Origin of the sequence: Exiguobacterium sp. s141 (genome assembly GCF_018618085.1) — a bacterium.
In the GTDB taxonomy this organism is placed as follows: domain Bacteria; phylum Bacillota; class Bacilli; order Exiguobacteriales; family Exiguobacteriaceae; genus Exiguobacterium; species Exiguobacterium mexicanum_A.
In genome coordinates this window covers 553711-578149 of sequence record NZ_JACSLJ010000002.1, presented here as the reverse complement: position 1 = coordinate 578149, position 24439 = coordinate 553711, and the positions used below count along the sequence as shown (strand labels likewise).

29 protein-coding genes are annotated in these 24439 nt (G+C 54.5%); 1 reads left to right on the top strand and 28 read right to left on the bottom strand.

All coding sequences use genetic code 11. The features are described from left to right. Nucleotide 1: 1 nt before the first annotated feature. From panC to bshB1, 6 genes are all read right to left on the bottom strand, one after another. Nucleotides 2-832, bottom strand: coding sequence for a pantoate--beta-alanine ligase (gene panC / locus KNP74_RS07500; RefSeq protein WP_034777344.1), 831 nt, complete (start codon nt 830-832; stop codon nt 2-4). After that, nucleotides 829-1665 (bottom strand): 3-methyl-2-oxobutanoate hydroxymethyltransferase, encoded by an 837-nt coding sequence (gene panB / locus KNP74_RS07495; protein WP_214763919.1) that lies wholly within the window; start codon nt 1663-1665, stop codon nt 829-831. Before panB ends, panC begins: the two co-directional genes overlap by 4 nt. A 219-nt stretch (nt 1666-1884) precedes the next feature. Then, complete coding sequence (locus tag KNP74_RS07490) at nt 1885-2847, bottom strand: biotin--[acetyl-CoA-carboxylase] ligase (protein ID WP_138859552.1); 963 nt, start codon at nt 2845-2847, stop codon at nt 1885-1887. Then, nucleotides 2820-3959: a CCA tRNA nucleotidyltransferase gene (locus KNP74_RS07485; RefSeq protein ID WP_214763918.1), complete on the bottom strand. Its 1140-nt coding sequence runs from the start codon at nt 3957-3959 to the stop codon at nt 2820-2822. Before KNP74_RS07485 ends, KNP74_RS07490 begins: the two co-directional genes overlap by 28 nt. Next, nucleotides 3956-5077 (bottom strand): N-acetyl-alpha-D-glucosaminyl L-malate synthase BshA, encoded by a 1122-nt coding sequence (gene bshA, locus KNP74_RS07480; RefSeq protein WP_214763917.1) that lies wholly within the window; start codon nt 5075-5077, stop codon nt 3956-3958. The genes KNP74_RS07485 and bshA overlap by 4 nt, the downstream gene beginning before the upstream one ends. Then, nucleotides 5074-5757 carry a bacillithiol biosynthesis deacetylase BshB1 gene (bshB1, locus tag KNP74_RS07475; RefSeq protein WP_138859555.1) on the bottom strand — a complete coding sequence of 228 codons (684 nt, stop codon included), beginning with the start codon at nt 5755-5757 and terminating at the stop codon, nt 5074-5076. The genes bshA and bshB1 overlap by 4 nt, the downstream gene beginning before the upstream one ends. Before the next feature lie 111 nt (nt 5758-5868). Here bshB1 and KNP74_RS07470 point away from each other — a divergent pair, with 111 nt between their 5' ends. Further along, nucleotides 5869-6744 carry a YitT family protein gene (locus KNP74_RS07470; protein WP_138859556.1) on the top strand — a complete coding sequence of 292 codons (876 nt, stop codon included), beginning with the start codon at nt 5869-5871 and terminating at the stop codon, nt 6742-6744. 46 nt (nt 6745-6790) lie between these two features. Here KNP74_RS07470 and KNP74_RS07465 read toward each other — a convergent pair whose 3' ends face one another. The 22 genes from KNP74_RS07465 to der form a co-directional block, all read right to left on the bottom strand. After that, nucleotides 6791-7258 (bottom strand): GreA/GreB family elongation factor, encoded by a 468-nt coding sequence (locus KNP74_RS07465; protein WP_214763914.1) that lies wholly within the window; start codon nt 7256-7258, stop codon nt 6791-6793. 59 nt (nt 7259-7317) lie between these two features. Continuing rightward, nucleotides 7318-8001 (bottom strand): zinc metallopeptidase, encoded by a 684-nt coding sequence (locus tag KNP74_RS07460; protein WP_138859558.1) that lies wholly within the window; start codon nt 7999-8001, stop codon nt 7318-7320. A 38-nt stretch (nt 8002-8039) separates the two neighbouring features. After that, a complete protein-coding gene (locus KNP74_RS07455) occupies nt 8040-8654 on the bottom strand; it encodes a DUF1405 domain-containing protein (protein ID WP_214763912.1) in 615 nt (204 codons plus the stop codon). Nucleotides 8655-8752: 98 nt separating this feature from the next. Next, the gene (locus tag KNP74_RS07450) at nt 8753-9547 is read right to left on the bottom strand and encodes a menaquinol-cytochrome c reductase cytochrome b/c subunit (protein ID WP_021067210.1); all 795 of its coding nucleotides are present in this window, start codon (nt 9545-9547) and stop codon (nt 8753-8755) included. Nucleotides 9548-9580: 33 nt separating this feature from the next. Next, nucleotides 9581-10252 (bottom strand): menaquinol-cytochrome c reductase cytochrome b subunit, encoded by a 672-nt coding sequence (qcrB, locus tag KNP74_RS07445; RefSeq protein ID WP_021067209.1) that lies wholly within the window; start codon nt 10250-10252, stop codon nt 9581-9583. A 15-nt stretch (nt 10253-10267) separates the two neighbouring features. Further along, entirely contained in the window at nt 10268-10771 is a 504-nt protein-coding gene (locus KNP74_RS07440) for a QcrA and Rieske domain-containing protein (RefSeq protein WP_021067208.1), read from the bottom strand. A 110-nt stretch (nt 10772-10881) separates the two neighbouring features. Then, nucleotides 10882-11322, bottom strand: coding sequence for a DUF2487 family protein (locus KNP74_RS07435; protein WP_214707512.1), 441 nt, complete (start codon nt 11320-11322; stop codon nt 10882-10884). Nucleotides 11323-11487: 165 nt separating this feature from the next. Beyond that, nucleotides 11488-12021, bottom strand: coding sequence for a ReoY family proteolytic degradation factor (locus tag KNP74_RS07430; RefSeq protein ID WP_034777333.1), 534 nt, complete (start codon nt 12019-12021; stop codon nt 11488-11490). A 24-nt stretch (nt 12022-12045) separates the two neighbouring features. Beyond that, nucleotides 12046-13317 carry a tetratricopeptide repeat protein gene (locus KNP74_RS07425; protein ID WP_214763910.1) on the bottom strand — a complete coding sequence of 424 codons (1272 nt, stop codon included), beginning with the start codon at nt 13315-13317 and terminating at the stop codon, nt 12046-12048. Nucleotides 13318-13353: 36 nt separating this feature from the next. After that, complete coding sequence (gene aroA / locus KNP74_RS07420) at nt 13354-14604, bottom strand: 3-phosphoshikimate 1-carboxyvinyltransferase (RefSeq protein ID WP_214763908.1); 1251 nt, start codon at nt 14602-14604, stop codon at nt 13354-13356. Nucleotide 14605: 1 nt separating this feature from the next. Continuing rightward, nucleotides 14606-15652 carry a 3-dehydroquinate synthase gene (locus tag KNP74_RS07415; protein WP_214763907.1) on the bottom strand — a complete coding sequence of 349 codons (1047 nt, stop codon included), beginning with the start codon at nt 15650-15652 and terminating at the stop codon, nt 14606-14608. After that, nucleotides 15646-16806, bottom strand: a complete 1161-nt coding sequence (aroC, locus tag KNP74_RS07410) for a chorismate synthase (protein ID WP_138859563.1) — start codon at nt 16804-16806, stop codon at nt 15646-15648. The genes KNP74_RS07415 and aroC overlap by 7 nt, the downstream gene beginning before the upstream one ends. Nucleotides 16807-16816: 10 nt before the next feature. Continuing rightward, nucleotides 16817-17596, bottom strand: a complete 780-nt coding sequence (locus KNP74_RS07405; RefSeq protein ID WP_138860315.1) for a CheR family methyltransferase — start codon at nt 17594-17596, stop codon at nt 16817-16819. A gap of 117 nt (nt 17597-17713) precedes the next feature. Then, nucleotides 17714-18130, bottom strand: a complete 417-nt coding sequence (ndk, locus tag KNP74_RS07400; RefSeq protein WP_034777324.1) for a nucleoside-diphosphate kinase — start codon at nt 18128-18130, stop codon at nt 17714-17716. Nucleotides 18131-18221: 91 nt separating this feature from the next. Beyond that, nucleotides 18222-19157, bottom strand: coding sequence for a polyprenyl synthetase family protein (locus KNP74_RS07395; protein ID WP_251130110.1), 936 nt, complete (start codon nt 19155-19157; stop codon nt 18222-18224). A gap of 30 nt (nt 19158-19187) precedes the next feature. After that, nucleotides 19188-19889: a demethylmenaquinone methyltransferase gene (locus tag KNP74_RS07390; protein WP_034777322.1), complete on the bottom strand. Its 702-nt coding sequence runs from the start codon at nt 19887-19889 to the stop codon at nt 19188-19190. Between the two features lie 20 nt (nt 19890-19909). Next, the gene (locus KNP74_RS07385) at nt 19910-20482 is read right to left on the bottom strand and encodes a heptaprenyl diphosphate synthase component 1 (protein ID WP_214763905.1); all 573 of its coding nucleotides are present in this window, start codon (nt 20480-20482) and stop codon (nt 19910-19912) included. A gap of 127 nt (nt 20483-20609) precedes the next feature. Further along, nucleotides 20610-20882 carry an HU family DNA-binding protein gene (locus KNP74_RS07380; RefSeq protein ID WP_021067196.1) on the bottom strand — a complete coding sequence of 91 codons (273 nt, stop codon included), beginning with the start codon at nt 20880-20882 and terminating at the stop codon, nt 20610-20612. Nucleotides 20883-20991: 109 nt separating this feature from the next. After that, a complete protein-coding gene (locus KNP74_RS07375) occupies nt 20992-21702 on the bottom strand; it encodes a hypothetical protein (protein WP_214763904.1) in 711 nt (236 codons plus the stop codon). A gap of 3 nt (nt 21703-21705) precedes the next feature. Then, complete coding sequence (locus KNP74_RS07370; protein ID WP_251127498.1) at nt 21706-21948, bottom strand: DUF2768 domain-containing protein; 243 nt, start codon at nt 21946-21948, stop codon at nt 21706-21708. A 38-nt stretch (nt 21949-21986) separates the two neighbouring features. Further along, nucleotides 21987-23030: an NAD(P)H-dependent glycerol-3-phosphate dehydrogenase gene (locus KNP74_RS07365; protein WP_214763903.1), complete on the bottom strand. Its 1044-nt coding sequence runs from the start codon at nt 23028-23030 to the stop codon at nt 21987-21989. 17 nt (nt 23031-23047) lie between these two features. Then, a complete protein-coding gene (gene der, locus KNP74_RS07360) occupies nt 23048-24358 on the bottom strand; it encodes a ribosome biogenesis GTPase Der (protein ID WP_214763901.1) in 1311 nt (436 codons plus the stop codon). Nucleotides 24359-24439: the final 81 nt, after the last annotated feature.

Below are 24439 nucleotides of genomic sequence, written 5' to 3'. Positions count from 1 at the left end.
TTCATCCTCTCTTCCAAATCACATTATCAATCAAGCGGGCCCGTTCGAACTGCACCGCTACGGCAATCAATAGTTCGGTCGACGCGGAGGTCACCTCGGTCAACGTCGGGTAGTCTTTGATTTCGACATAGTCGATCGTACTGTTTGGGATGTTCTTCAGACGTTCCTCGAGATGTGCTTTCACATCTTGAATCGTTTTGCCTTGTACAAGCGCATCCTTTGCTTCAGCCAATGCCCGATTGATGTCACTCGCATCCGCCTTCTCCGTCTCCGACAAATAGACGTTCCGGGACGACTTGGCGAGACCTGATTCTTCACGGATGATTGGACAGCGTCGAATCTCGACCGGGACGAAATAGTCACGGACGTATCCTTCGATCAAGGCGACTTGTTGCGCGTCCTTCAAACCAAAATAAGCACGCGTCGGACGGACCAAGTTGAACAGCTTGGACACAACGGTCAAAACGCCATCGAAATGACCGGGCCGGCTCGCTCCGCAGAGGACATCTGCGCCGGTACGTACCGTGACGCGAGCCATGTCGAGGGGATACATCGTCTCCGTGTTCGGGTAAAACAAGACGTCGACACCCGCCTCGCGGGCGAGCGCCTCGTCCCGCTCGAAATCACGCGGATAGCGGTCGAGGTCCTCGTTCGGACCGAACTGGGTCGGGTTGACGAAGATGCTCATGACGACGAGGTCGTTCTCTGACTTGGCCGCCTCGACGAGACTGAGATGCCCTTCATGCAAATAACCCATCGTCGGGACGAAACCGATCGTCCCGGCGTCGGTCAACAGTTTCTGTAAGTCATGTGGTGTCGTGACGATGTTCATGCCTTGCCCCCGTAGAGTGTGTCGAGCAACGACTCATCCATCGTGAACGTGTGCCGTTCGAGCGGGAACGAGCCGTCTTTCGTCGCCTCGACATAATTGCGGATTGCCGTCGTCGCGACTTCGTTCACATCGGCATACGCCTCGACGAACTTCGGCAGACGGTCGACGCCATATTTCAAGATATCGTGATAGACGAGCACTTGACCGTCCACATCGGCACCGGCACCGATGCCGATGACCGGGATTGTAAGTGCCTCGGCAATCTTTTTGGCCAATTGGTGCGGCACACACTCGAGAACGAGCATCTTCGCACCGACCCGTTCGGCCTCGAGGCTATCGGCAATCAACTGTTCGGCATCCTCGAGCGATTTCCCTTGTACTTTATAGCCTTCAAGTACACCGACCGATTGTGGGGTGAGGCCAAGATGGGCCACACACGGCATACCGACTTTCGTCAGACGTTCGATCGTTTCGAGCACCTCGCCGGCCCCTTCAAGTTTGATGGCATCGGCCTGACCGTCTTGGAACAACGTCGCGGCCGCTTGAAGCGTGCGGTCGAAGTCGCCATGGTATGTCGCGAACGGCATGTCGACGACGACGAACGTGTTCCGTGCCCCGCGGCGCACGGCCTTGGCATGGTGGACCATGTCCGAAGTCGTCACCGGGATTGTCGAATCGTAGCCGAGCACGACCATTCCGAGCGAGTCCCCGACTAAAATGATGTCGACCCCTGCTGCCTCGGCCAGTTTTGCCGACGGATAATCGTAGGCCGTCAACATGACCAATTTCTCTTCTGGCTTCATCTTCTTCAATAACGAAGTCATCGTGTGCATATGGTTCTCCTCCTAAATGTGGAGACAGGTTACAAAAAACGCCTTCCTACACGAATGGTAAGAAGGCGCACGAAAACGATCTCAAGTAGTTGAGTGTCCTTCTGTCCCTGTCAAAATGATCAAGGCAGACAAAAAAATGTAGTGACGGTCTGCAGTACTGGTACACTTCGCGAGCGATAGCGTCCGGCACATTCATTATAGACCACGAACCCGTTTCCATCAATCATTCCAAACTGCGATTTCGGCAGAGTAAATCGGTTCGACCGTTCCTTCATGTTCCAACAGGAGTGCCCCATCCTCTGAAATGCCGCGCATCGTCCCGCTTCTTGACTTCCCAGACGCCGTCAACGTGATCGATTCGTTCAGATAAGCGGCATGCTCGAGCCAATGCTTGCGCACAGGGCCGAACCCAGACTCAAGGAACAAGTCATATTCGCTTTCAAGCTCGGCGAGTAAGTTGGCAAGCAGCTCGCTTCTGCGATGCGTCTGATTCGTCTCGAGTTTGATCGATGTGGCCCGATGCGCGAGCTCTTCCGGGATGACCTCGCTGTTGACGTTCATCCCGAAGCCGAGGATGACGGCTTGAATCCGGTCACCCTCCGTCTGCATCTCGGTCAAGATGCCGCCGATTTTTTTCCCGTTGAGCAACAAGTCGTTCGGCCATTTGATGGTGGCCGGGATGCCTTGCGCGTGCAGGGCGCGCGCGAACGCGCTCGCTGCCATGAGCGTCAGCTTCGAGGCGTCTCGAATCGGCAACGCCGGCCGCAAAATCACGCTCGCCGCGATATTGACGTGGCTCGGATTATACCAGTTCCGGCCGAGTTGGCCTCGGCCCGCTGTCTGCTCTTCGCTGATGACGAGCGTTCCTTCGAGGACGCCCTTTTGCGCCAATTCATGGGCGATGCGTTGGGTCGTGTCGATTTGCTCAAACGCATGGACGACTTGTCCGAACCGCCCTTTTCGGAACGATACGAACGCCGGTTCATCGAGCCGGTCGGTCTGACCGAACAATTGATACCCTTTTCGAGGAATCGTTTCAATCGCATACCCGTCTTGTTTTAACGTCTCGATATGCTTCCAAATGGCGGTACGTGAAATATTTAATTGGCGGGCCAACTCTTGACCGCTCCAGACGGCCCCGTCCTGCAACAGATTTAAGACTTTTCCGCGTGTCGAAGCCATTGTTCGGCCTCCTTTCGTAACGATTCCGGCTCATTGGCGAGCTCGCCAATGAGCACGAGCCGCTCAACGTGGGCGAGCAGCTGTTTGATGAGCGGTCCCCGGGCACCGAGATGTAGCGCATCGCGACCATCGAATCGGAGTTCCCGGCGCGACTGGATCGGCAACTGCCGCTTCAACTGTTCGGCCGTCTCGCTTCGTCCGGACATCCGCAAGTATGTCGCTAACGTCTCCAGCGTCGTCTCATAGATGGTGAACGTGTCGAGCCCGCTGTCGAACAGACGCGCGAGCACGCCCGCCTCCCGCTTCAGTGCGTTCGAGCGTTTCCACGGTGTCAGCCAATCGGTGGCGTCAGCATAATAGACGAACAACGCCCAGCCCCCGACCGGGTCGACCGGGGTCCGCTTGTCGGCGATGACATGGCGGATGAGCGTCTCCGTGACGTTCGGCAAGTATTGATGGATGCCGAGGTCAAGTATCGCCGCGAGCGCCTTTCGGTATGCCGGGCCCATCATCAACTTCTCGAACTCGATGGCGACCCGTTCCATCGCGATGTCTTGCAGTTTGTGGCCGAGTTCGCGTGAGGCCCGTTGCACGTCTTCGTCGAGCCGGAAATCGAGTTGGGCCATGAAGCGGAACGCCCGCATGATGCGGAGCGCGTCCTCGTTGAAGCGTTCATAGGGGCTGCCGACGGTCCGAATGACACGTGCCTCGAGGTCCATCCGTCCGCCGAACAAGTCGACGACGTTGCCGTCGTGAAACGCCATCGCGTTCATGGTGAAGTCACGCCGTTTCATATCTTCTTCAAGCGAGACGCCGAGCGAAACATGGTCGGGTCGTCTCGAGTCCGAGTACGTCCCTTCCGAGCGGAACGTCGTCACTTCGAACGGATGATGGTCGAGGATGACCGTCACCGTTCCGTGGTCAATCCCGGTCGGTACCGATTTCGGGAACAAGCGCATGACTTCGTCCGGGAAGAGCGACGTGGCGATATCGATATCATCCGGAAGCGTACCGAGCATATAGTCACGGACGGCACCCCCGACGATGTACGCTTCGCCGCCGTGGGCGTTGATCGTCTCGATGATTCGTTTGGCGTATTCCCATTCCGTCATCGTCCCACCACCTGTTCATAAAGCGATTCATACGCCGTGACGATATCGGCCGAGGCGAACTGTTTGGCCCGCTCGAGCCCGTTCGCACGGAAGCGTGCATGGAGCTCGTGGTCGAGCAAGATCGCTTCGAGCGCTTTCGTCGCCGCGGGCGCGTCGCCGCGTTTGACGACGAACCCTTCTACGCCGTCGGTGATGACTTCCGGCAATCCGCCCGCATCGCTGACGACCGACGGCACACCCGTCGCCATCGCCTCGAGGGCGACGAGGCCGAACGCCTCTTTATCCGACAACAGGATATGGACGTCGCACATCGATAGAAGTGCCGCCACTTGCTCTTGCTTCCCGGCGAAGATGACTTGCTCTTCGAGCCCCATCTCGCTCACGAGACGGCGCATCGCTCCCATGAGCGGACCGTCACCGACGAGGAGCAGTTTTTTGTGCGGCACGTTCATCTGCTGGAACGATTCGAGCACGAGGTCGATTCGCTTCACTTGACGGAAGTTTGAGATATGGATGACGACCCGGTCCTGTTCCGATAAACCGTATCGTTCGCGAAGCGATGTATCGGCCTGTGGTTGATAGACGGCCTCATCGATAAAGTTATGGATGACGTCAATCGACAAATCGGACCCGATCCGCTCGAGCGTCTCTTGTTTCAAGCTGTTCGAGACGGCCGTGATCGCGTTCGATTGGCGCAACCCATAAAGGATGGCCGGCTTGAGTTCTTCGTCTTCCCCAAGCACGGTGATATCGGTCCCGTGGAGCGTCGACACGATTGACGTCTTCGTCCCGGCCATCTCGCGCCCGAGGGCGGCACAGACAGCGTGCGGCACCGCGTAGTGGGCATGAATGACATCAAGGCCGAACGCCTGGATGACGCTCGCGATTTTCGAGGCGAGCGTGATGTCGTACGGCGGATAGCGGAACACCGAGTACTGGTTGATCTCGACTTGGTGGAACGTGATATTCGGATGGTAGGCGTTCAGTCGGAACGGGATGCTCGACGTGATGAAATGAACGTCATGCCCCCGGTCGGCGAGTTTCATGCCGAGCTCGGTGGCGAGTATGCCTGAACCTCCGACCGACGGATAACAAAGGACCCCGATGCGTAGTTTCATGCGAGCTCACCCGCCTTCGTGACAACGTACGGACGGGTCGTCATGAGCCCTTCGGCGTACTCCGTTCCGATCAAACTGCCGAAATGCCGTTCCCGTGCCAACACCCGATCGAGATAGGCGTCCGTGAGCGGTGTCGCCACACCGTCGACCGGTGTGAACTGACTGGCATAAGCCCGTAAAGCGTTTAGTTTATGTTCGATCGTCGCCGTGATGTCGATGCAGACGTCAGGCGTCGTATGGGCGTTGATCATATATTGATAGACGCTCGCCGGTCGATACGCGGCGACGTCCGGCATAAATTTACGGATTCCCGCGTTAAAGAGCGCCTCCTCGACGAGTCGGGCGCAAGCCCCGTGGTCAGGATGGCGGTCGACGCCGTATGGATAGAAGACATGTGTCGGACGTTCGGTCCGAATCAAACGGACGAGCGCCTCGACTTGTTCATTGTCCCCTGTCAAACCCCGGTCCGGAAAACCGAGGTTCACACGCCGGATGCCGAGCACACGGTCGGCCATCTCGGCTTCTTTCCCCCGGGTGACGACGTCCCCGTTCGATGACAGTTCGGCTCTCGTCAAATCGACGTATAGGACCTCGACCCCGTCCTCGGTCCATTGGGCGGTCATACCGGCGATGCCGATCTCAATGTCGTCCGGATGGGCCCCAATTGCTACTATTTTCATAAAATCACCTCTTCTGTGAAAAGTATATCGGACTCCGTCTCGATTGTCATATGTTCAGGGTAGGCAATCGAGAGGTTTTTCGAGTACGCTACTAGATGGGAGGTGAACCAGATGACGGTACAATTACCGATTCGGTTTCGCAATATATTCTTCATTTTGATTGGTTCCTTTATTTTCGCGTTCGGCGTCTACCACTTCAACGTCCAGAACAACTTGGCGGAAGGCGGCTTCACAGGCATCACCTTGATTCTGCGGGGCTTATTCGATTGGTCGCCATCGATCACGAACTTGGCGCTCAACATCCCGCTCTTCTTCGTCAGCTATAAGCTGCTCGGGCGGACGACGTTCATCTACACGCTCATCGGGACGTTCAGCTTCTCGCTCTGGTACGCCCTCATTGCCAAGTACTCAAACCTCGTCATCGATTTGACGGACGACATGGTGCTCGCGAGTTTGTTCGCCGGCCTGTTCATCGGTGTCGGTCTTGGGATCATCTTCAATAACGGCGGTACGACCGGAGGCGTCGACATCATTGCCCGGCTCGTGCAACGTTACGTCGGCTGGTCAATCGGCAAGACGTTCCTCGTGTTCGACTTTTTCGTCATCGTCCTCAGTTTGACGTATCTCGATATTCGCGAGGCGATGTATACGCTCCTCGCCGTCTATATCGGGGCCCGCGTCATCGACTCGATGCAGGAAGGGACGTATGCCGGGAAAGCCGCTATGATTATCAGCGACCATCGCACGGCCATCGCCGACGGCATCCACGCCACGATGAACCGCGGGACGACCCGTCTTCTCGCCAAAGGCGGCTATTCGAACAAGGAACTTGAAGTCCTCTACGTCGTCGTCGGGCGGAACGAAGTGAACCGGTTGAAAACGATCGTCAAACAGATCGACCCGCACGCCTTCGTCACGTTCCACCACGTCTATGAGGTCGGTGGTGAAGGCTTCACGTTCGATGAGAACCGGATTCCTTTGAAATAAGTCACGACGCACAACGCCCCGTTCGAATGAACGGGGCGTTGTTTCATTATCGTTCGATGCGGACAATCTCAAACGTGAGCGTGCCGCCCGGTGAAGCGATGGAGACGGTTTGACCGACGGTAGCTCCCATCAAACCACTGCCGAGCGGTGATGTCGCGGAGATCGACCCGTTTGCCAGATCAGCCTCGAGCTCGCCGACGATTTGGTACGTCTCGGTGTCACCATCCGGCAGTTCTCGCAACGTCACCGTGTCGCCGAATCCAACCTCTCCGGCAGTCGCTTCCTCTTCCACGACGACGGCATCGGCGAGCGTCCGCTCTAGTTCGCTGATTTTCGTCTCGATCCGCTCTTGTTCACGCACTGCGTCGAAATACGTCACATCTTCTCGAAAGTCACAAAATTTCCGGGCCGCCTTGACACGTTCGAGCGCTTCACGCCGACCCTCGATGCGAAGCGTCTCGAGTTGTTCGATCAGACGCAGACGACCCGCCCTCGTCAACTGTGGTTTTGACATCTCGGTCCCCTTTCCAAACATGATAAAAAAAGTCCCGTCGCGAGACGGGACCGTTGATTCTACTCATCACGTGGCATGAAGACGATGAGTGCCAAGCGGATCAATTCGGCGACGGCGACGAGCGTTGCCGCCACGTACGTCCATGCTGCCGCGTTGAGCACTTTGCGCGCACCCGACTCTTCGGTTGCCGTGACGATTCCGTGGCTCGTCAGTTCAGCCATGGCCCGTTTCGAGGCATCGAATTCGACTGGGAGTGTGACGAGTTGGAACACGACCGCCCCGAGCATCATGATGACACCGAGTTGGGCGAGGCCCATCGCGCCGAGCAAGAAACCACCTAAGAGAAGCGGGAACGACAAGTTCGACGTGATGTTCACGACCGGGACAAGACGGTGGCGGACACGCATCATCTTATAGTCGGTCGCATCTTGAATGACGTGGCCGATCTCGTGGGCCGCAATCGCAGCCGATGAAATCGTCGAGCCTTGATACACTTCACGTGAGAGACGGACGACTTTATTGACCGGATCGTAATGGTCACTCATCAGTCCGTCGACCATCTCGATGCGGACGTTGTTGACGCCGTTTTGTTTCATGATGAAGTCAGCGACTTGGGCGCCGGTGACGCCGCTTTGAATCGGTTGTTGAAGAAATTTTTTGTACGTACTTTTCACTCGCATCTGGGCCCATAATGGGATGAGCATAATCAGTGCAAGATAGAAAATATAGCCACCTAATGACATGTTCTCTATCACCTCTGCGTGTATTTGATACCCTGATTTTACATTCTTATGAACTTATTATCAAGTGAAGTGCGCAGGATGAGGTGGTATCCCATAAAAAAACATATTCCCGTCAACCAGAACGAACCGTAGCCGATCCAGGCGATATGCTCGGCGAGCGACGGATAGCGCGGCCATTGGCCGAGCACATAATCGACGACGTCGTTGTGGACGACCCAGATGAGCGTCAAAACGAACGAACGAACCGTCCATGTCATGAACGGTGCATACAACAGCGCCTGGAACGCCATCGCTCCGTGCGACACCATCAGCATGACGGCCATGAGCACGGTGAACGTCTCCGCATCAGGACCGAGCTCTCGTAAGAACAAGATGTTCATGATGACGGCCCATACCCCGTATTTGATGAGCGTCACGAAGGCGAGCGTCTCCATGAGGGGCGACTTCTTCCCGGCAATCCATAGACCGAGCACGACCGTGAAGAAAAGCGAGGCCGTCGGACTGTCCGGCACGAACGGCCAATAAAGGAGCGGCGTGTCACGGAGCTGGGGCTCATACCAGATGTACCCGTAAATCGAGCCGAACAAGTTGATGATGAACAAGAGCACTAAGACGATTCGATGAGTGAGAATCGGTCGTAACATATGTATCATGCGTGTATTCCATCCTTTTTTCTCTATTGTAGCGCAACGGAGACGAAGTAAAAAGAAGCGTGACCCGTTAAACGGGCCACGCTTCTTGAACCAATCGATTATTGGTTGTTTTCGCCGCCTTCACCGTATGACGCGATGAATTCAGACATGGCTTGGAGGTCTTCATCCGAACCGTCCCATTGACCGGCTGGCATCGTACCGACACCGTTGACTGCGATATCCGCGATCTCTTCGGCCGTATACTGTGTGCCGACGAGTGCTGGAGCTGCTGCCCCGCCTTCGAGGTTTTGTCCGTGACAGTTCACACATGACTGAGCCGAGTAAATCTCGTAGCCAGGTGCGGCCGTATCGATTTCAGGGCCTTCGCCCGGAACTTCCAAAATCCCTTGTTCATGAACTTGATCCCAGTGTGTCGTTTGAACCGATTCCCACGTCAAGTAGAAAATCGACAACACGCCGAGCAACATGAAGCTGATGGCGACCGGACGTTTCGCCGGACGGCGTTCAAGTCCTTGGTCGAGCCATGGTGCGATCAAGAGCGCCGTGAAGGCGACCCCTGGCAAGATGACCGTCCCAAGAAGGATCCAGTCCCCTGCTGCGAATTGGTATTTGAGCAATTGATACAAGAACAAGAAATACCAGTCCGGTAACGGAATGTAAGACGTGTTCGTTGGATCGGCGATGTTTTGGAGCGGTGGTGCCTCGACGATCGTCAAGGCGATGAATCCGATCAAGAAGACCGAACCGACCATCCACTCTTTCAACAAGAAGTTCGGCCAGAACGCCTCAGTGCGTCCTGGGTATTCAGAATAGTCTTTTGCAATATTTTGTTTCCGATTCGAGATTCCTACTCGAGAGTCGGTTACAAATTTCATCCCTTTACCGCGATGCATATCGTTTCTCCCCCTTTATATCTTCGAATCGGCTTATAGCGGTCCTGAAATCCCTTGTTTACGAATCATCAAGAAGTGGGCTCCGAGGAGTCCGAACAAGGCCGCCGGTAAGAAGAAGACGTGAATGGCGAAGAAGTTCGTGAGCGTCCGTGCGCCGACGATCTCACCACCGGCGAGAAGCGTCTTGGCAATGCCACCAATGACCGGGACACTCTCGGCAATTTGAAGCGTAACTTTCGTCGCGAACAACGCTTTCATATCCCACGGCAACAAGTACCCTGTAAGACCGAGCGCCAAGACGACGAAGAACAAGAGAACACCGACGACCCAGTTGAGTTCGCGCGGTTTCTTATACGATCCGGTAAAGAATACGCGGAGCGTATGTAAGAACAACATGACGATGGCGACCGATGCGCCCCAGTGGTGCATCCCACGAACGATTTGTCCATGTGCGATCTCGTTTTGTAAATAGTACACCGACGCGTGCGCGTTGATGATGTCTGGTACGTAGTACATCGTCAAGAACATCCCTGACAGAATTTGAATCACGATCGTGAAGAACGTCAGACCGCCGAAGCAATAAACAAATGCTGAAAAGTGATGGGCAGGGTTGACGTGTTCTGGAACTTCATGGTCAGCGATGTCGCGCCATAACGGCGTGATGTCGACGCGTTCATCGACCCAATCATAAATTTTTTGTAACATCGACTATTCCCCCTCTCACAACTGTGCGACTGGACTGCCCAAGTATAGGAAGCCGTCTTTTTCTTCTTTTTCGTAGCGTGCAAGTGGTGCAGTCGGAGGCGTACCAGGAATGTTCGTTCCATCTTTCTCATAGCGACCGAAGTGACACGGGCAGAAGAACTCTGTCGGTCGAGTCGGGTCTCCACCATATCCTACTTGACAGCCGAGGTGCGTACAAATTGGAGACAAGGCGATGATCTCGCCGCTCTCATCTTTAAATACCCACGCCGAAAGCGTTTCTTCAAATTCATACCAAGCATCTTGCGTTTGTTTCTTAAAGTCGACACGTTGCGGCTCAGTCGTGATGTCGTCGAGACTGATGACTTTTACTTTATCGCCCGCTCCCGATTTTTTTAAGACCGGATCGATCGCAAAGTTGACCATCGGACTGATCAATGTTGCCGCCATAAAGCCACCTACACCAGTCAACGTATACGTTAAGAACTGACGGCGTGTGACTTTTGACCCATTTTGAGCCATTTCGTTCCCCCCTCATTCGTGTGCATAACCCCATAATTCTTTATGCATTCTTCACAAAAATTTCTCACTCAACAAAATAGTATATCAATAAAACCTCCACGTCAACCGCTTCATGTCGCCATCCAACGGCTCGAAAGCTCGGTAATGACTTGCGTCGCAAAATTTTGAACCATCGTGTGCGACTGCTCGCCGGACATGCCTTTTAAAGCAAGCGGCGGAACAAACATAATCGGCAGTTCAGACCCTTTGAAACGCAAATCCGAGGAGATGAACAACACGTGGGAAAACCCAGAGGACACCGCTTTCGTGAGTACCGCTTCTGCCGTCGCTCGGCCAGCGTCCACGTCGACGTAACTAAGTGTCGGGCTGAGCATCGTCCGTCCCGACAGTTGCCGTTCGGTCTCAAGTGCCACCGCCTGAATGACTTCGTTCCCTTCGGCTTTACGCACCATGTCCTCATCAAACGCCAGTTCGACGAGTGGGACGACGAGCGTGTCGACGTATTGGCGTTCTGTCAGCGATTTCATCGCGTCTATGCCATCGAACCTCATCTTCCTCCTCCTCTCCTCCAGACATACATCATCATGTCCATTGTAGCGTACCTACAAACGTTCCCTATGCGAAACTTATGAACGAAATGTGAAATTATTGTGTATTCCTACGTCATTAATATACCAAAAAACAAGCGCCGACCATAACGGAAGCGCTTGTTTTTATTAAAATAATTTTGAGGCTCGCACTTGATGCAGCTGACTCGTCAAATTGCGGAACAATTTCTCGTCACGCCGGTCGAGCGCCTTGTCGATTTCGACGAGCAGACGTTCTTCCTCGAACTGGGCGACCGAGGCCCGGATGACCGTTTGCGCGGACGTCGTCACTTCATCCTTAAGTTCGGCCACGGGTTCGAACGGGTTCAATTCAACGATGTCGATCCACATTTCGTCGATCATCATCCCTTGGAAGTTGAGCTCCACGTAGATGGCGCCGTCATGGAGCCGGATGTCGTGATACGCCTTCTCGGGATTGACCGTGATGAGGTCACCCCGGCGGTAACGGAACGGTTCCCCGTCAAAACCGTACGCCGTCATGATCAGGCTACGCGGTGAGACCGAGGCGTTCGTGACGAAATGAACGTTCCCGAGTTTTTCTGGATGTCTGAGCCAGTAGTCGATAATCCACTTGGCTTCTCGTTTGCGAAGCGTATGATGAGCGAGGAATCGCTTTAAGAACATCTTTTTCCGCTCGACCATATGACCCCATCTCCTTTGTATCGATTAATCGTGGTCCGTCAACCGTTCGAGCCGCTCCTCCAGAACTTGGCGGTCGTCGACATCGACGGTGAGCGCAAGCGTTTGCTCGAGCACTCGTTGCGCTTCGGCACGCTGTCCTTCTTCTATCAATAGTGTAGCCCATTCGATGGCAAATAACACGTCCTCTTTATAAACTTGCTCGATCGACCCGTATAACGTGACGGCTTGATCGTAGTCCTCGAGTTCATAGGCCGCCTTCGCTTTGTACCAGGTCACTAGCGGAGACGTCGAATGCTCTTCGAGCGTGTCGATCGTCTCGAGAACGGCCTCCATGTCACCCGATTCGAATAAGACAGATAAGAGGAGCTCGGTCGCCTGGAGCGATTCCGGGTTTAGCGCGAGCGCTTCCCGGAGTTCCGTGACCGCCTCGTCCGTCCGCCCTTGCTTCAAGAACAGCTTCGCCTTCACCGTCCGCAACTCGTCGTTGTAGTCGTCACGGTCGATTCCCTGATCGATCACATCCAATGCCTCTTCGAAGCGGCCGAGCGCGTCGAGCGCTTCCGTATAAGGCAAGTAGAGCGACGTGAAGTCCGGGTCCATCGCCCGGAGTGACTCGAACTGCTTCACGGCGATTTCATCGCGACCGATGCGATGGGCGGTCATCGCGTGACCGAACACGGTATTCAAGTTGCGGTCGTTTGCTTTCTCATACTCATTGAGTGCCTCTTCGAACGAGCCGATCATCGTCAGCGCCTCGGCGTAGTCCGCCTGATAGTCGAGTTCTTCCGGCAAGCGCAAGTGCGGCAGACGGGCATAGAGCGGGACCGCCTGTTCGAATGAACCGATCGACGCATACAACTCGGCTAGGCCATAGATGAGGAGCGGTTCGTCTGGATTCGCCTCAAGCGCCTCCATCAATTTCTTCACCGCGACCTCATCCAACCCTTGAGATTGATAGAGATCAGCGAGCAAGACGAGGCTGCGCATATGCGCTTCCTTGTCTGTCGTATCAATCTTTTCGAGGACGGCGATCGCCTCTTCTTCCCGGTCGCTGTCCAAGTAAGCCTCGGCGAGTGACAAGGCGACGTGCGGATTGCCCGCGTAGTCGACGTAGAGTGCCGCGAGTACGTTCACGGCCCGATCGGCGAGCCCGAGTTCGAGGTAGATGTCGGCGATGGCCAGACGGTCTTCGTCCGACCCTTCCTTCTCGAGCGACTCGAGATGCATGAGGGCATGCTCGGTCTCACCTTTCTCGAGCATCTCAATAATATGATTCAATTCTATTTCGTCTAACATGTTTATAATTCCTCCTACCGGCAACTCGTATTGACGTTATTCTATCTCACGGCCGAGGCGTTGTAAATCGTCACGGAATCGTGGGTAACTTACATCAGCTGCCTCAACATGTTCAATCGTCACACGGTCCGTCGTCAATAAGTCTGCGATTTGGAGCATCATCGCCAAGCGATGATCCCCGTGCGAGGAGACATGACCCCCGTGCAACCGGCTCGGATAGACGTCAAATCCGTCCTCGGTTTCGCGCACATCGACCCCGAGTGCCGAAAGTTCGTGCACGACCGTCTGAATCCGGTCCGTCTCTTTCACTCGGAGTTCGCCCGCGTCCCGGACCGATGACGGACTCGTCGCTTGCGACGCGACGAGAGCGAACAACGGCAATTCATCAATTTGGTGCGGGATGGCATCCCCGTCCAAGCGGATGCCGTGAAGTGTACTCGTCGACACAGTCACGTCGCCGACCGACTCTTCCCCGAGCAAACGAACGTTCGTCACTTCCGTCTTCACACCCATCCGTTCGAGCGTACGTAAAAATCCGATTCGTGTCTCGTTCAAACAGACGTCGGTCGTCGTGACGCGACTGCCCGGGACGAGCGCCGCCCCGGCCCACCAAAAGGCAGCCGAAGATGGATCGGCCGGAACGGCCACCGTGGCCCCCTTGAGCACGGATGGAGCTAACCGGATCGTTCGGACACCGTCCTCTGCCGTGATGTTCAATTGCCCACTGAACAAAGGCAGCATGCGTTCCGTATGGTCCCGCGATAAGACGGGCTCGCGCACGATTGTCGGTCCGGTCGCACGAAGTCCCGCAAGCAGGACCGCTGACTTCACTTGCGCGCTCGCGACAGGCAACGTGTAATCGATGCCCGCCAGCGTCCGGCCGTGAATTTGGATCGGGGCGAACTTCCCGTCGAGGTCCGCGCCCATTTGTCGGAGCGGGTCCGTCACCCGACGCATCGGACGTTTTGAGAGCGAGGCGTCTCCGGTAAGCGTGAACTCCCCATCGTAACCCGCGAGAAGCCCTGTCAAAAGACGCATCGTCGTGCCCGAGTTCCCGCAATCGAGTTCGGCCGATGTGAGCGTCTTCGCCCCCGTGATGAGGAGACGGTCCGGCTCTTCGATGACGTCCGCTCCTAATCGCCGGATCGCCTCGAGCGTCGACCGGCAGTCCTCGCCAAGGAGTGGATCATAAATCGTCGTCTCCCCGGTCGCCACGGCCCCGAACAAGAGAGCGCGATGCGTGATCGACTTGTCACTCGGTACCCGTATGAATCCATTCAATCCCATGTCAAAACCACCCTTTCATTTGATGGAACGCTCCAGTGAGTCGCTCGGCCGTGACGCTCGCAACGGTCACCTCAGCGCCGAGCAGGACGAAGCGGATCTGCCCGTCCCGATTCTTTTTATCGTGTCCCATGCCTGCGAGATACGTGTCAAACGATTGCCAGTTGACCGTTGTGATGCCTTCCCGCCTCATGAATGAAGCGAGGGTTTCGGCCCGTTCCTCGTCGCCGGAGACGAGGAAGGCGTACACCATCCCGTAGAGAATCGCTTCCCCGTGCGACAACCGGTATGCCTCAGCCGACTCCAACGCATGGCCGAACGTATGACCGAAATTCAGCCACGCCCTCACGCCTTGTTCGCGTTCATCGGCCTCGACGACTAATCGCTTCACTTCGATTCCTCGTGCGAGCCACGTTTCCCAATCGAGCGGTCCTTGTGCCAAAGCTGTGAACAACTCGGTCTCAAACGAGTGACCGAGGACGTAACGTGACAGATAGGCGTGCTTAATCAATTCACCGAGCCCGCTCAAGACGTCCCGCGCGGACAACGTCTCGAGACGGTCCACGTTATAGTGGACGCCCGCCGGTTGATAGAAGGCACCGATCGCATTTTTCGCGAACGGATGGTTCACCGCCACTTTCCCGCCGACGGCCGAGTCATGCGCGAGAATCGTCGTCGGCACTTGTATGTAACGCACACCGCGCATATAGACGCTCGCTAAAAAGCCGGCTAAATCCCCGACCATGCCACCTCCGAATGCCACGACGAGCGTATCCCGGTCACAACCGCCCGTCAATCCGTCCGTGACGAGCCGTTCGATCGTGTCGAGCGACTTCGAGCCGTCACCCGGGCGGACGACCGACCAGACGACGTTCCGATGTTTATGCGCGAGCCGGTCCCGGAACTCACTTCCGTGCAACCGGTCGACCGTCTCATCTGTGACCACCCAGACGGTGGAGCACGAGAAGTAAGGGACGCGGTCGAGCCAGGCGTCCCCTCGTTCAATTGTGACGTCGTACGGGGTCGAGGCGTTCACATGGAGCGTCACCACGTCCGAATCTCCTCTCGGTATGCGGCGACACGTGACTGGATCCGGTTGACCGTGTCATGTCCGAACGTCTCGCATAACTCGCGGGCGAGCTCAAACGCGACGACGGCCTCGACGACGAGCGAGGCGGCCGGGACGGCACAGGCGTCACTCCGTTCGATTTGTGCGAGAAACGGTTCTTTCGTATCGATATCGACGGATTGGAGCGGTTTATATAGCGTCGGGATTGGCTTCATCACAGCCGTACAGACGATCGGCATGCCCGTCGTCATCCCGCCTTCGAAGCCACCGAGATGGTTGCTCAGCCGCGTATAACCGTCCGGGCCATAGGCGATCGGGTCCATGACTTCAGAGCCTGGTCGATACGCCATCTCGAACCCATCCCCGAACGCGACCCCTTTAATCGCGTTGACGCTCATGACGGCTCGGGCGATGGCCGCGTCGAGTTTTCGGTCGTATTGGACATACGACCCGAGGCCTGGGATGACGCCATGCACTTCCGTACAGACGACACCGCCGAGCGAATCACCGGCAGCTTTCGCCTCGTCGATTCGATTCATCATCGCCTGACCTGCCGCCTCATCCATCGTCCGGACCGGCGACGCCTCAATCGCGGCGTGTAACGTGTCGAGCGACTCGTATGATGTCTCGGCCGTGACACCGCCGATCACTTTGACATAGCTCACGAGTGACATGCCGACCGCAGCGAGCAGTTGCTTGCTGAGTGCCCCGACAGCGACACGGGCCGCCGTCTCTCGAGCGCTCGAACGTTCGAGCACGTCTCGCAGGTCGCGATGGTCATACTTCAGTCCGCCGACGAGGTCGGCATGACCCGGCCGTGGCCGGACGACGCGACGCTTGATTTCAACATCCGCGTCGACCGGTTCGGCCTGCATGACGTTCCGCCAATGAGTATGGTCCTTGTTCTCGATCCAAAACGAAATAGGGGCCCCTGTCGTCACCCCGTGACGAATACCGGCCCTCACCTCGATTCGGTCTGATTCAATTTGCATGCGACGGCCACGACCATAACCCGATTGCCGTTTGGCGAGCTCGTCATTGATTGCCTGCACGTCGACTTCAAGCCCGGCCGGCACACCCTCGATGATGATCGAGAGTCCGGGACCGTGCGATTCTCCTGCCGTCAAATAACGCATGTGCGCCACCTCACTCTTCAAATTTTTCGTAGAAGAAACTTTGTTTCATCTTGTAGCCATACCGTTTCGGTTGAAAGATTTGCTCCGTGCCCCCGACGAAAAGGATCCCACCCGGGCGAAGCGAACGGTGGAATGATTTATAAACTTTCTCTTTCGCTTCCTCGGTGAAATAAATCAAGACGTTGCGACAGACGATCAAATCAAAATTCCGCTCGTACACGTCGGCCAACAAGTTATGTTTTTTAAACGTCACCAACTTCTTGATGTCTTCTGTGATGTAATAGTCGTCCCCACGGCGAGTGAAATAACGCTGCCGAAAATCAGGGGGCAAGTCGACGAGCGCCCGCTCATGGTACTTGCCTTGCTTCGCTTTTTCGATCACCACATCATCTAGGTCCGTCGCCATGATCGTGAACTGGGCGGGTGACAAATGTTTCGATAATAGCATCGCTAACGAGTACGGCTCTTCTCCGGTCGAACAGGCCGCGCTCCAGACACGCAATTTGCCTTGGCTTTTTCGGATGAGCTCGGGTAAGATATCCGTCTCAAGCTGCTGCCAGCGGACGGGGTTCCGATAAAACTCGCTCACGTTGATCGTCATGCGGTCTAAAAATTCATCGTACAATCCTCGATCCGCTTCCATCGCTTTGAAATACTCGATGAACGTGGCATACCCTTTCTTCTCACGAAGCGCGATCATCCGCCGCTTCATCTGAGCCTCTTTATATAAATTCAAGTCGATCCCTGACTTCAAATAAAACTTTTTAACGAAGATGGCATAATCATTTATCACCAGTTCCAACCTCAATTCTTTCTCTTCTCCTAGATCATGTCGTGCCAAAACGAGTGAGAGCGCTTCAATCCCAATATAAAAAGGGACAGGAGGCCCCCGTCCCTTTTATCGTCATCAAACGTGTGATGCTTCAGTGGCGAACCAGAGTGACAATTCACGCTCTGCGCTCTCCACGCTATCTGAACCATGGATGACGTTTTGTGACATCGTCGAGGCCAAGTCGCCACGAATCGTTCCAGGTTGTGCGTCAAGCGGGTTCGTCTTCCCGATCATCAACCGAGAGACGGCGACGATATTCTCGCCTTCCCATTCCATCGCCACAACAGGACCAGACGTTAAAAAGTCGACTAGCTCTCCAAAGAACGGCTTTTCCTTATGTTCCGCATAATGCGATTGTGCAACTTCCACTGATGGTGTCAACAATTCAAGACGATTCAACGTATAGCCTTTTTGTTCGAAGCGCGAGATGATTTCCCCAATCAATCCACGTTTCACGCCATCCGGTTTCACCATTAAAAATGTTTTTTCCATTTCCCTAATCCCCCTAAATCGATCTGTGTACCATGTACGTTATTAGTTTACACGGTCATCACCATTATTGAAAGGGTTTACAAGGTGCCGATTACCATTTTCGTTTCCCGATGTACTCGGCAATCTCGATGAGGGAGCGTTTGTCGACCACGTCCGGTAACCCGTCAAGACGTCGGATCGCCCGGTTCACATAACGGTCGATCGTCCGTTGGCTCCGCTCGAGCGTCCCGTTGCGTTGCACTTCACGAACGAGCGTGTGCGTCAAAGCATAATCAGACGAATGACTGACTTGTTGCAACCGATCGAAAAATTCCGGATTTTCCGCTGAATAGAAGAGCGGTAGCGTTTTATGGCCGTGTTTCAAATCTTCACCGACCGGTTTTCCGAGTTGGAAACTTTTTGCGGTGAAGTCGAGCAAGTCGTCCGTCATTTGAAACGCCATCCCGATATCATAGCCGAACAACCGCAGCTGTTTGACAACGTCAGGAGAGGCTCCCGAGACGACGGCACCAGCCGCACAACTCGTCTCGATCAACAACGCCGTCTTGCGGGCGATGCGGTCGAGATATCGTTTCGGAGACTGGGCCCAGTCATATTGATCTTGGATTTGATTGATCTCCCCGACACAGATCAGTTCCATCGTATCAGCCATGATTTGCATCACGTCTGGGGAATCGATCTCAGAGACGAGCCGAATCGCTTCACCGAACAACGTATTACCGGTGTACATCGCGACCCGTTCATCGTAACGTTCCATGACGGTCGGTTTGCCGCGGCGCAATGTGGCGTCATCGATGACGTCGTCATGAACAAGCGAGGCCATATGAATCAATTCTAGACTCGCCGCCACTTTCGTCAATCGGATGTCTTTCGTCTGTCCGAATCCGGCGCTAAGCAGGACGAACGCCGGCCGAATCCGCTTCCCGCCCGCTTCTAACAGTTGTTTCGAAGCCGCTTCGATGACCGGATGATCGGTTTGGACTCGCGTCGACAAGAACCGGTCAATCTGTTCAATCTCTCGGTTCATGTGGCGATAAAGTCGCTTCAAAGACATCGGTCACCACTTCTTTCCTAAGTGCATGGCACACGCACCGCCGGAGAACGCCTTCACTTCGACTTGTTCGAATCCTGCCGTCTCAAACATCCGTTTTAGCGTCAACCGGTCCGGGAATTGATCGGTCGATTCTTGGAGCCACTTATATTGATCATACGAGCCGGCAAACACTTTACCGAACAGTGGCATGACCGATCCAAAGTAAAATCGGTATAGCTCGCTGAAGAGTGGTGCCGTCGGTTGGCTCGTCTCGAGACAGACGACCGTACCACCCGGCTTCAACACCCGGTGCATCTCACGGAGCACCGTCATATAGTCCGGAACGTTGCGAAGACCAAAACCGATCGTCACATAGTCGAACGAGTGATCGCCGAACGGCAATGCCATCGCGTTACCATGGATGAGTTCGATTGTCGGATATTCTTCCACTTTCTCTTGTCCGACCGCGAGCATGTTCTCGGAGAAATCGAGACCTTTGACGACACCGGTATTCCCGGCCGCCTCGGCGAGTTGAATCGTCCAATCTGCCGTCCCGCAACAGACGTCGAGACATTTAGCCCCTGGGAACACTTGCATGCGACGCATTGTCGCTTTGCGCCACCATTTATGCAAACGGAAGCTGATGATCGAGTTCATCGTATCGTAGCTCGGTGAGATTGATTGAAACACGTCATATACTTTTTGCTCTTTTTCTTTCGGTTGCAATACGTAACATCCTTTCCGTTCTAAGCGACAGCGTGCGCCAGGAGCGTCGATAGCTGTTCTCGTTGTTCTTGGCGCAGTTCCGCCGCCTTTCGTTCGATGATCGTTTTTCCGTATGCGGTCAAGTAAGCCTGACCGATCACTTCAGAAAACGTTTTGATCAATCCGAAGTTCGCTTTCATCCACGTCGTGACAGGTACGTCTGCGTCTAACGCAAGTGTACATTTCGCCCCATTGACGAGCTGGACCGTCCGGCCGAAGCGATTGCTATAATCGGCAGGAAACAGGGCCAGAATTTTATAAAATTGAGCCGAGGCATAATCGCCGGCGAGCACTTTCAATTGCCGCTCGAGCGATCCGTTCGGACTATCCTTTACTTGATCGTGCAGTTCGAGCGCTTGGTGCGCAAAATACGTCGCAAGCACGAGCTGACGTTGTTGATTCGATTCGATTTCAATCATCTCGACCATCCAACGAAGTAAAGGCATGTCGACTGCGGGTACAATCTCGTGTCTCGTCAAATACGGATGGGTCATGCGTTCTTCGATTTGACGAGCAAGGTCGGTGACAACGGTTTCGTATGTCATCTGTTCCATGCTATTCCCCCTCGTCCTCTTCGTTGTCATTCTGACATAGTATAGCACATTTTTGTCACATTCACGCCATGTGAACTCGCTTTCCACCACAAAAAAAGCCGCCTTTCGGCGACTTATGTATTGCACATTATTTGACCGCATCTTTGAGCGCTTTACCTGCTTTGAAGGCAGGAACTTTGCTCGCCGGGATTTCGATATCTTCTTTCGTACGTGGGTTACGGCCTTTACGGGCAGCACGTTCACGAACTTCAAAAGTACCAAAACCGATCAATTGAATTTTATCACCGTTTTGGAGTGCTTCAGTGATAGATTCGAATGTAGCTTCTACAACTTGTGTAGCTTCTTTTTTCGAAACGTTGGCTTTCTCCGCAACCGCTTGGATCAATTCAGTTTTGTTCATCACGATTCACCTCCTCTCACAGGGAGTTTACGGGATTAATCATATCGTACAAACGTTGATATGACAACATTTTTTAAGTGAAAAGCCTATATTCGACCCGTTCCGACGATCAGTTGTTTAAAAACTCGACCTCACCTTGTTCATTAATCGTGTACCCTTGCGAATAAGCAGGGGCGAACGGGGAGTCATTATAGAGCAAATACCGAATGTCTTCCCCGACTTTCGGCTCTACATCCGTGTTCTTAAGGGCGGCTTCAAGGTCGGTCCGGTAATCGACAAATAATTGCCCGGTCCCGTCGACATAGATTGGCAACTCGGTATCGGTGTATGGACTCGGGACCGTCGGTTCTTCTGAGACGAAGATGAGATCATAATCGATCGTGAATTGATTCTTGCCGACCGACCCGTCAAACGGAAATTTCCCTTCTTTGGCCCGAAAGGCGTTAATGTTCGTCTGTAACGTTTGCAACCGTTCGGTCACGCGCAAATCAATGAGCTTGACGGTAGGGTCGGTCTCGGCGTCGACAAGGACATATAAGAACAAACCGCCCCCTTCGAAACTGTTCACCGGCGGATCGGCCAAATAACCAGGCACGAGACGGGCGAATTCGATCGGGTAACGCTCCATGAGAGGCGTTTCAGCCGGTTTCGTTTTGATTGGCAAGACACCGGTCGTCTCTTTGAACGAATCAACGGCCGTCTGGACCGATGTCAATTGATCTTCATACGGCACGTTATCGACCCGGTTCGAGTCCGGGAACATACATCCACTGAGCACGGTCGCCGCCAAAAGACTAGCGACCAACAAAATCCGTTTCACGTGTTATCCTCCTGTCGGTCCTGAAGCGACCACATAAATCATGATGATCGTTCCAAATAAAAATATGACGAACGCGATGACGCGGACGAGCGCCGCGAACCATCCCGATAGCTTCGTATGGCTGATTGCCACCATAAGCGCGGCGATGGCAAACGCTCCAATCCCCGCAAATGAAATCCACATCTTGATGAGTGACGGTGTCACGTCTATCCCCTCGACTTTCTCTTTAATTCTTTCTCCGTACATAAGTGTAGCAAAAAAAACAAAGGAACTGAACGAAAACGTCAGTCCCTTTGCTCTTCGCCGCCTTCGAAATGAAATACTTCTTCCATCTCATGCTTTTGCGGGCGTCTCATTAACTTTTGTACTTCATCATGCGGGCTCTTGCCTTCGAACAATACGTTGTAAAGGGCTTCCGTGATCGGCATCTCGACACCGGCTTCCCGAGCGAGCGTATGCGCCGCCTCACAGGCACGAACACCTTCGACGACCATTCCCATATGACCGAGCACGTCCTCGAGTTTTTCACCACGGCCGATCGCATTCCCGGCACGCCAGTTACGGCTATGCTGGGACGTGGCCGTGACGATTAAATCCCCAATCCCGGTCAATCCCGAGAACGAGGCCGGGTTGGCACCGAGTTTGACCCCGAGTCGCGCGATTTCAACGATCCCGCGCGTCATGAGCGCCGCTTTGGCATTATCGCCGTAACCGAGGCCGTCCGTCATCCCCGCTGCGAGCGCGATGATGTTTTTAAGGGCACCACCATACTCCGCTCCGATGACGTCCGAGTTCAAATACACCCGGAACTGATCGTTCGTGAGCAACTCTTGAATCTCATCGGCCACGTCCAAATCCTCGCAGGCGATCGTGATGGTCGTCAATTTACGGACCGCCACTTCTTCCGCGTGGGTCGGGCCGGTCAAAACACCGATGGCCCGGCGTTTCGCCGGATCGATTTCTTCGGCGATGATCTCCGACAGACGTTTGTGCGTCTTCGGTTCGATCCCTTTAGCGGCGTGGACAAGAACGGCCGGCTCTGTGAGAAGTGCGTTCAACTCACGAGACACCGGACGAATCGCCGAGCTCGGGATGACGAGGAACACGATGGAGCGGCCGGCGACCGCTTCTGCCAAGTCCGTCGTCGCTCGAATCGAGGTCGGTAACGGCGCATCTTTCAAATACGTCGAATTCGTATGGTCGGTATTGATTTCATGCACATGCTCTTCTTCACGTCCATAAAGCAGGACGTCGTGTCCGTTGTCAGCGAGGACGAGTGATAACGCCGTTCCCCAGCTCCCTGCGCCGATGACAGCAACTTTTGCCATAGAAGGCACCCCCATTACTAGTTTTTCTGACGCGCCACGATATGAATCGGTGTACCAGTGAAGTCAAATGCGCGGCGAATCTGGTTGTCTAGATAACGTTTGTACGAGAAGTGAAGCAACTCTGGGTCGTTGACGAACAACACGAACGTCGGCGGCTCGATGGCCACTTGCGTCGCGTAGTTGATCTTGAGTCGCTGTCCTTTGTCCGTCGGTGTCGGGTTCATCGCGACCGCGTCGACGATGACGTCGTTCAACACGCTCGTCGAGATCCGACGACGGTGCGACTCGGCCACTTCCTTGATGACCGGAAGCAACGTCTGAAGACGTTTCGACGTGAGAGCCGACAAAAATACGATCGGCGCGTAGTCGAGGAACAAGAACTCTTTACGAATCTTCTCTTCCATCTTCTTCATCGTCTTATCGTCTTTGTCGACGGCATCCCACTTGTTGACGACGAGCACGATGGCTTTCCCCGCTTCGTGGGCGAGGCCGGCGACGCGTTTGTCTTGCTCGATGATGCCTTCTTCGCCGTCGATGACGACGAGGACTACGTTTGAACGTTCGATTGCCTTTTGGGCACGCATGACGCTATAACGCTCGGTTGATTCATACACTTTTCCGCGTTTACGCATACCGGCCGTATCGATGATGACGTACTCTTGCCCATCCCGTGTGAACGGTGTATCGATCGCATCACGAGTCGTCCCCGCGATATCCGAGACGATGACGCGTTCTTCACCGAGAATCGCATTCGTCAAGCTCGATTTCCCAACGTTCGGACGTCCGATGAGCGAAAACTGGATGACTTCTTCATTGTATTCATAGTCATCTTTATCTGGCGCCAAATCGAAAACTTTGTCGAGCAAGTCTCCAAGCCCGAGTCCGTGTGTCCCCGAAATCGGGAACGGATCGCCGAATCCGAGCGAATAGAACTCATACATGAGTTCGCGCATCTCGAAGTTATCGACTTTGTTGACGGCGAGGACGATCGGTTTGTTCGAACGGAACAACAAGTTCGCCACTTCTTCGTCTGCCGCTGTAATGCCTTCGCGTCCGTTCACCATGAAAATGATAACGTCCGCCTCATCGATCGCAAGCTCAGCCTGGTGGCGCATTTGAACGAGAAGCGGCTCATCACCGACCTCGATCCCGCCTGTATCGATTAAATGAAACTTACGGTTCAACCACTCACCCGTCCCATAAATGCGGTCGCGTGTTACCCCCGGTTTATCATCGACGATCGACACGCGATCTCCGATAATCCGGTTAAAAATCGTGGATTTCCCAATATTCGGGCGGCCTACGATGGCCACTGCTGGAATTCCCATATAAACACCTCTCTAACTTTCATTCAATAACTGATCGTTTCTAATTGCAACTGTACTATCATATCACAGCGCTATTTCCGT

Bases quoted from the DNA above. Each gene is read 5' to 3' on its own strand.
- aroC (WP_138859563.1), bottom strand. From the start codon at position 16,806: ATGCGTTATTTGACGGCAGGAGAATCGCACGGTCCCGGACTCTCGATC.
- KNP74_RS07435 (WP_214707512.1), bottom strand. From the start codon at position 11,322: ATGAGGTTCGATGGCATAGACGCGATGAAATCGCTGACAGAACGCCAA.
- der (WP_214763901.1), bottom strand. From the start codon at position 24,358: ATGGGAATTCCAGCAGTGGCCATCGTAGGCCGCCCGAATATTGGGAAA.
- KNP74_RS07460 (WP_138859558.1), bottom strand. From the start codon at position 8,001: ATGTCATTAGGTGGCTATATTTTCTATCTTGCACTGATTATGCTCATC.
- panB (WP_214763919.1), bottom strand. From the start codon at position 1,665: ATGCACACGATGACTTCGTTATTGAAGAAGATGAAGCCAGAAGAGAAA.
- KNP74_RS07430 (WP_034777333.1), bottom strand. From the start codon at position 12,021: ATGGTCGAGCGGAAAAAGATGTTCTTAAAGCGATTCCTCGCTCATCAT.
- KNP74_RS07490 (WP_138859552.1), bottom strand. From the start codon at position 2,847: ATGGCTTCGACACGCGGAAAAGTCTTAAATCTGTTGCAGGACGGGGCC.
- bshA (WP_214763917.1), bottom strand. From the start codon at position 5,077: ATGAAACTACGCATCGGGGTCCTTTGTTATCCGTCGGTCGGAGGTTCA.
- bshB1 (WP_138859555.1), bottom strand. From the start codon at position 5,757: ATGAAAATAGTAGCAATTGGGGCCCATCCGGACGACATTGAGATCGGC.
- aroA (WP_214763908.1), bottom strand. From the start codon at position 14,604: ATGGGATTGAATGGATTCATACGGGTACCGAGTGACAAGTCGATCACG.
- KNP74_RS07465 (WP_214763914.1), bottom strand. From the start codon at position 7,258: ATGTCAAAACCACAGTTGACGAGGGCGGGTCGTCTGCGTCTGATCGAA.
- KNP74_RS07365 (WP_214763903.1), bottom strand. From the start codon at position 23,030: ATGGCAAAAGTTGCTGTCATCGGCGCAGGGAGCTGGGGAACGGCGTTA.
- KNP74_RS07385 (WP_214763905.1), bottom strand. From the start codon at position 20,482: ATGGAACAGATGACATACGAAACCGTTGTCACCGACCTTGCTCGTCAA.
- KNP74_RS07395 (WP_251130110.1), bottom strand. From the start codon at position 19,157: ATGAACCGAGAGATTGAACAGATTGACCGGTTCTTGTCGACGCGAGTC.
- KNP74_RS07425 (WP_214763910.1), bottom strand. From the start codon at position 13,317: ATGTTAGACGAAATAGAATTGAATCATATTATTGAGATGCTCGAGAAA.
- panC (WP_034777344.1), bottom strand. From the start codon at position 832: ATGAACATCGTCACGACACCACATGACTTACAGAAACTGTTGACCGAC.
- KNP74_RS07485 (WP_214763918.1), bottom strand. From the start codon at position 3,959: ATGACGGAATGGGAATACGCCAAACGAATCATCGAGACGATCAACGCC.
- KNP74_RS07470 (WP_138859556.1), top strand. From the start codon at position 5,869: ATGACGGTACAATTACCGATTCGGTTTCGCAATATATTCTTCATTTTG.
- KNP74_RS07455 (WP_214763912.1), bottom strand. From the start codon at position 8,654: ATGATACATATGTTACGACCGATTCTCACTCATCGAATCGTCTTAGTG.
- KNP74_RS07440 (WP_021067208.1), bottom strand. From the start codon at position 10,771: ATGGCTCAAAATGGGTCAAAAGTCACACGCCGTCAGTTCTTAACGTAT.
- ndk (WP_034777324.1), bottom strand. From the start codon at position 18,130: ATGGAAAAAACATTTTTAATGGTGAAACCGGATGGCGTGAAACGTGGA.
- KNP74_RS07380 (WP_021067196.1), bottom strand. From the start codon at position 20,882: ATGAACAAAACTGAATTGATCCAAGCGGTTGCGGAGAAAGCCAACGTT.
- KNP74_RS07450 (WP_021067210.1), bottom strand. From the start codon at position 9,547: ATGCATCGCGGTAAAGGGATGAAATTTGTAACCGACTCTCGAGTAGGA.
- qcrB (WP_021067209.1), bottom strand. From the start codon at position 10,252: ATGTTACAAAAAATTTATGATTGGGTCGATGAACGCGTCGACATCACG.
- KNP74_RS07370 (WP_251127498.1), bottom strand. From the start codon at position 21,948: ATGTACGGAGAAAGAATTAAAGAGAAAGTCGAGGGGATAGACGTGACA.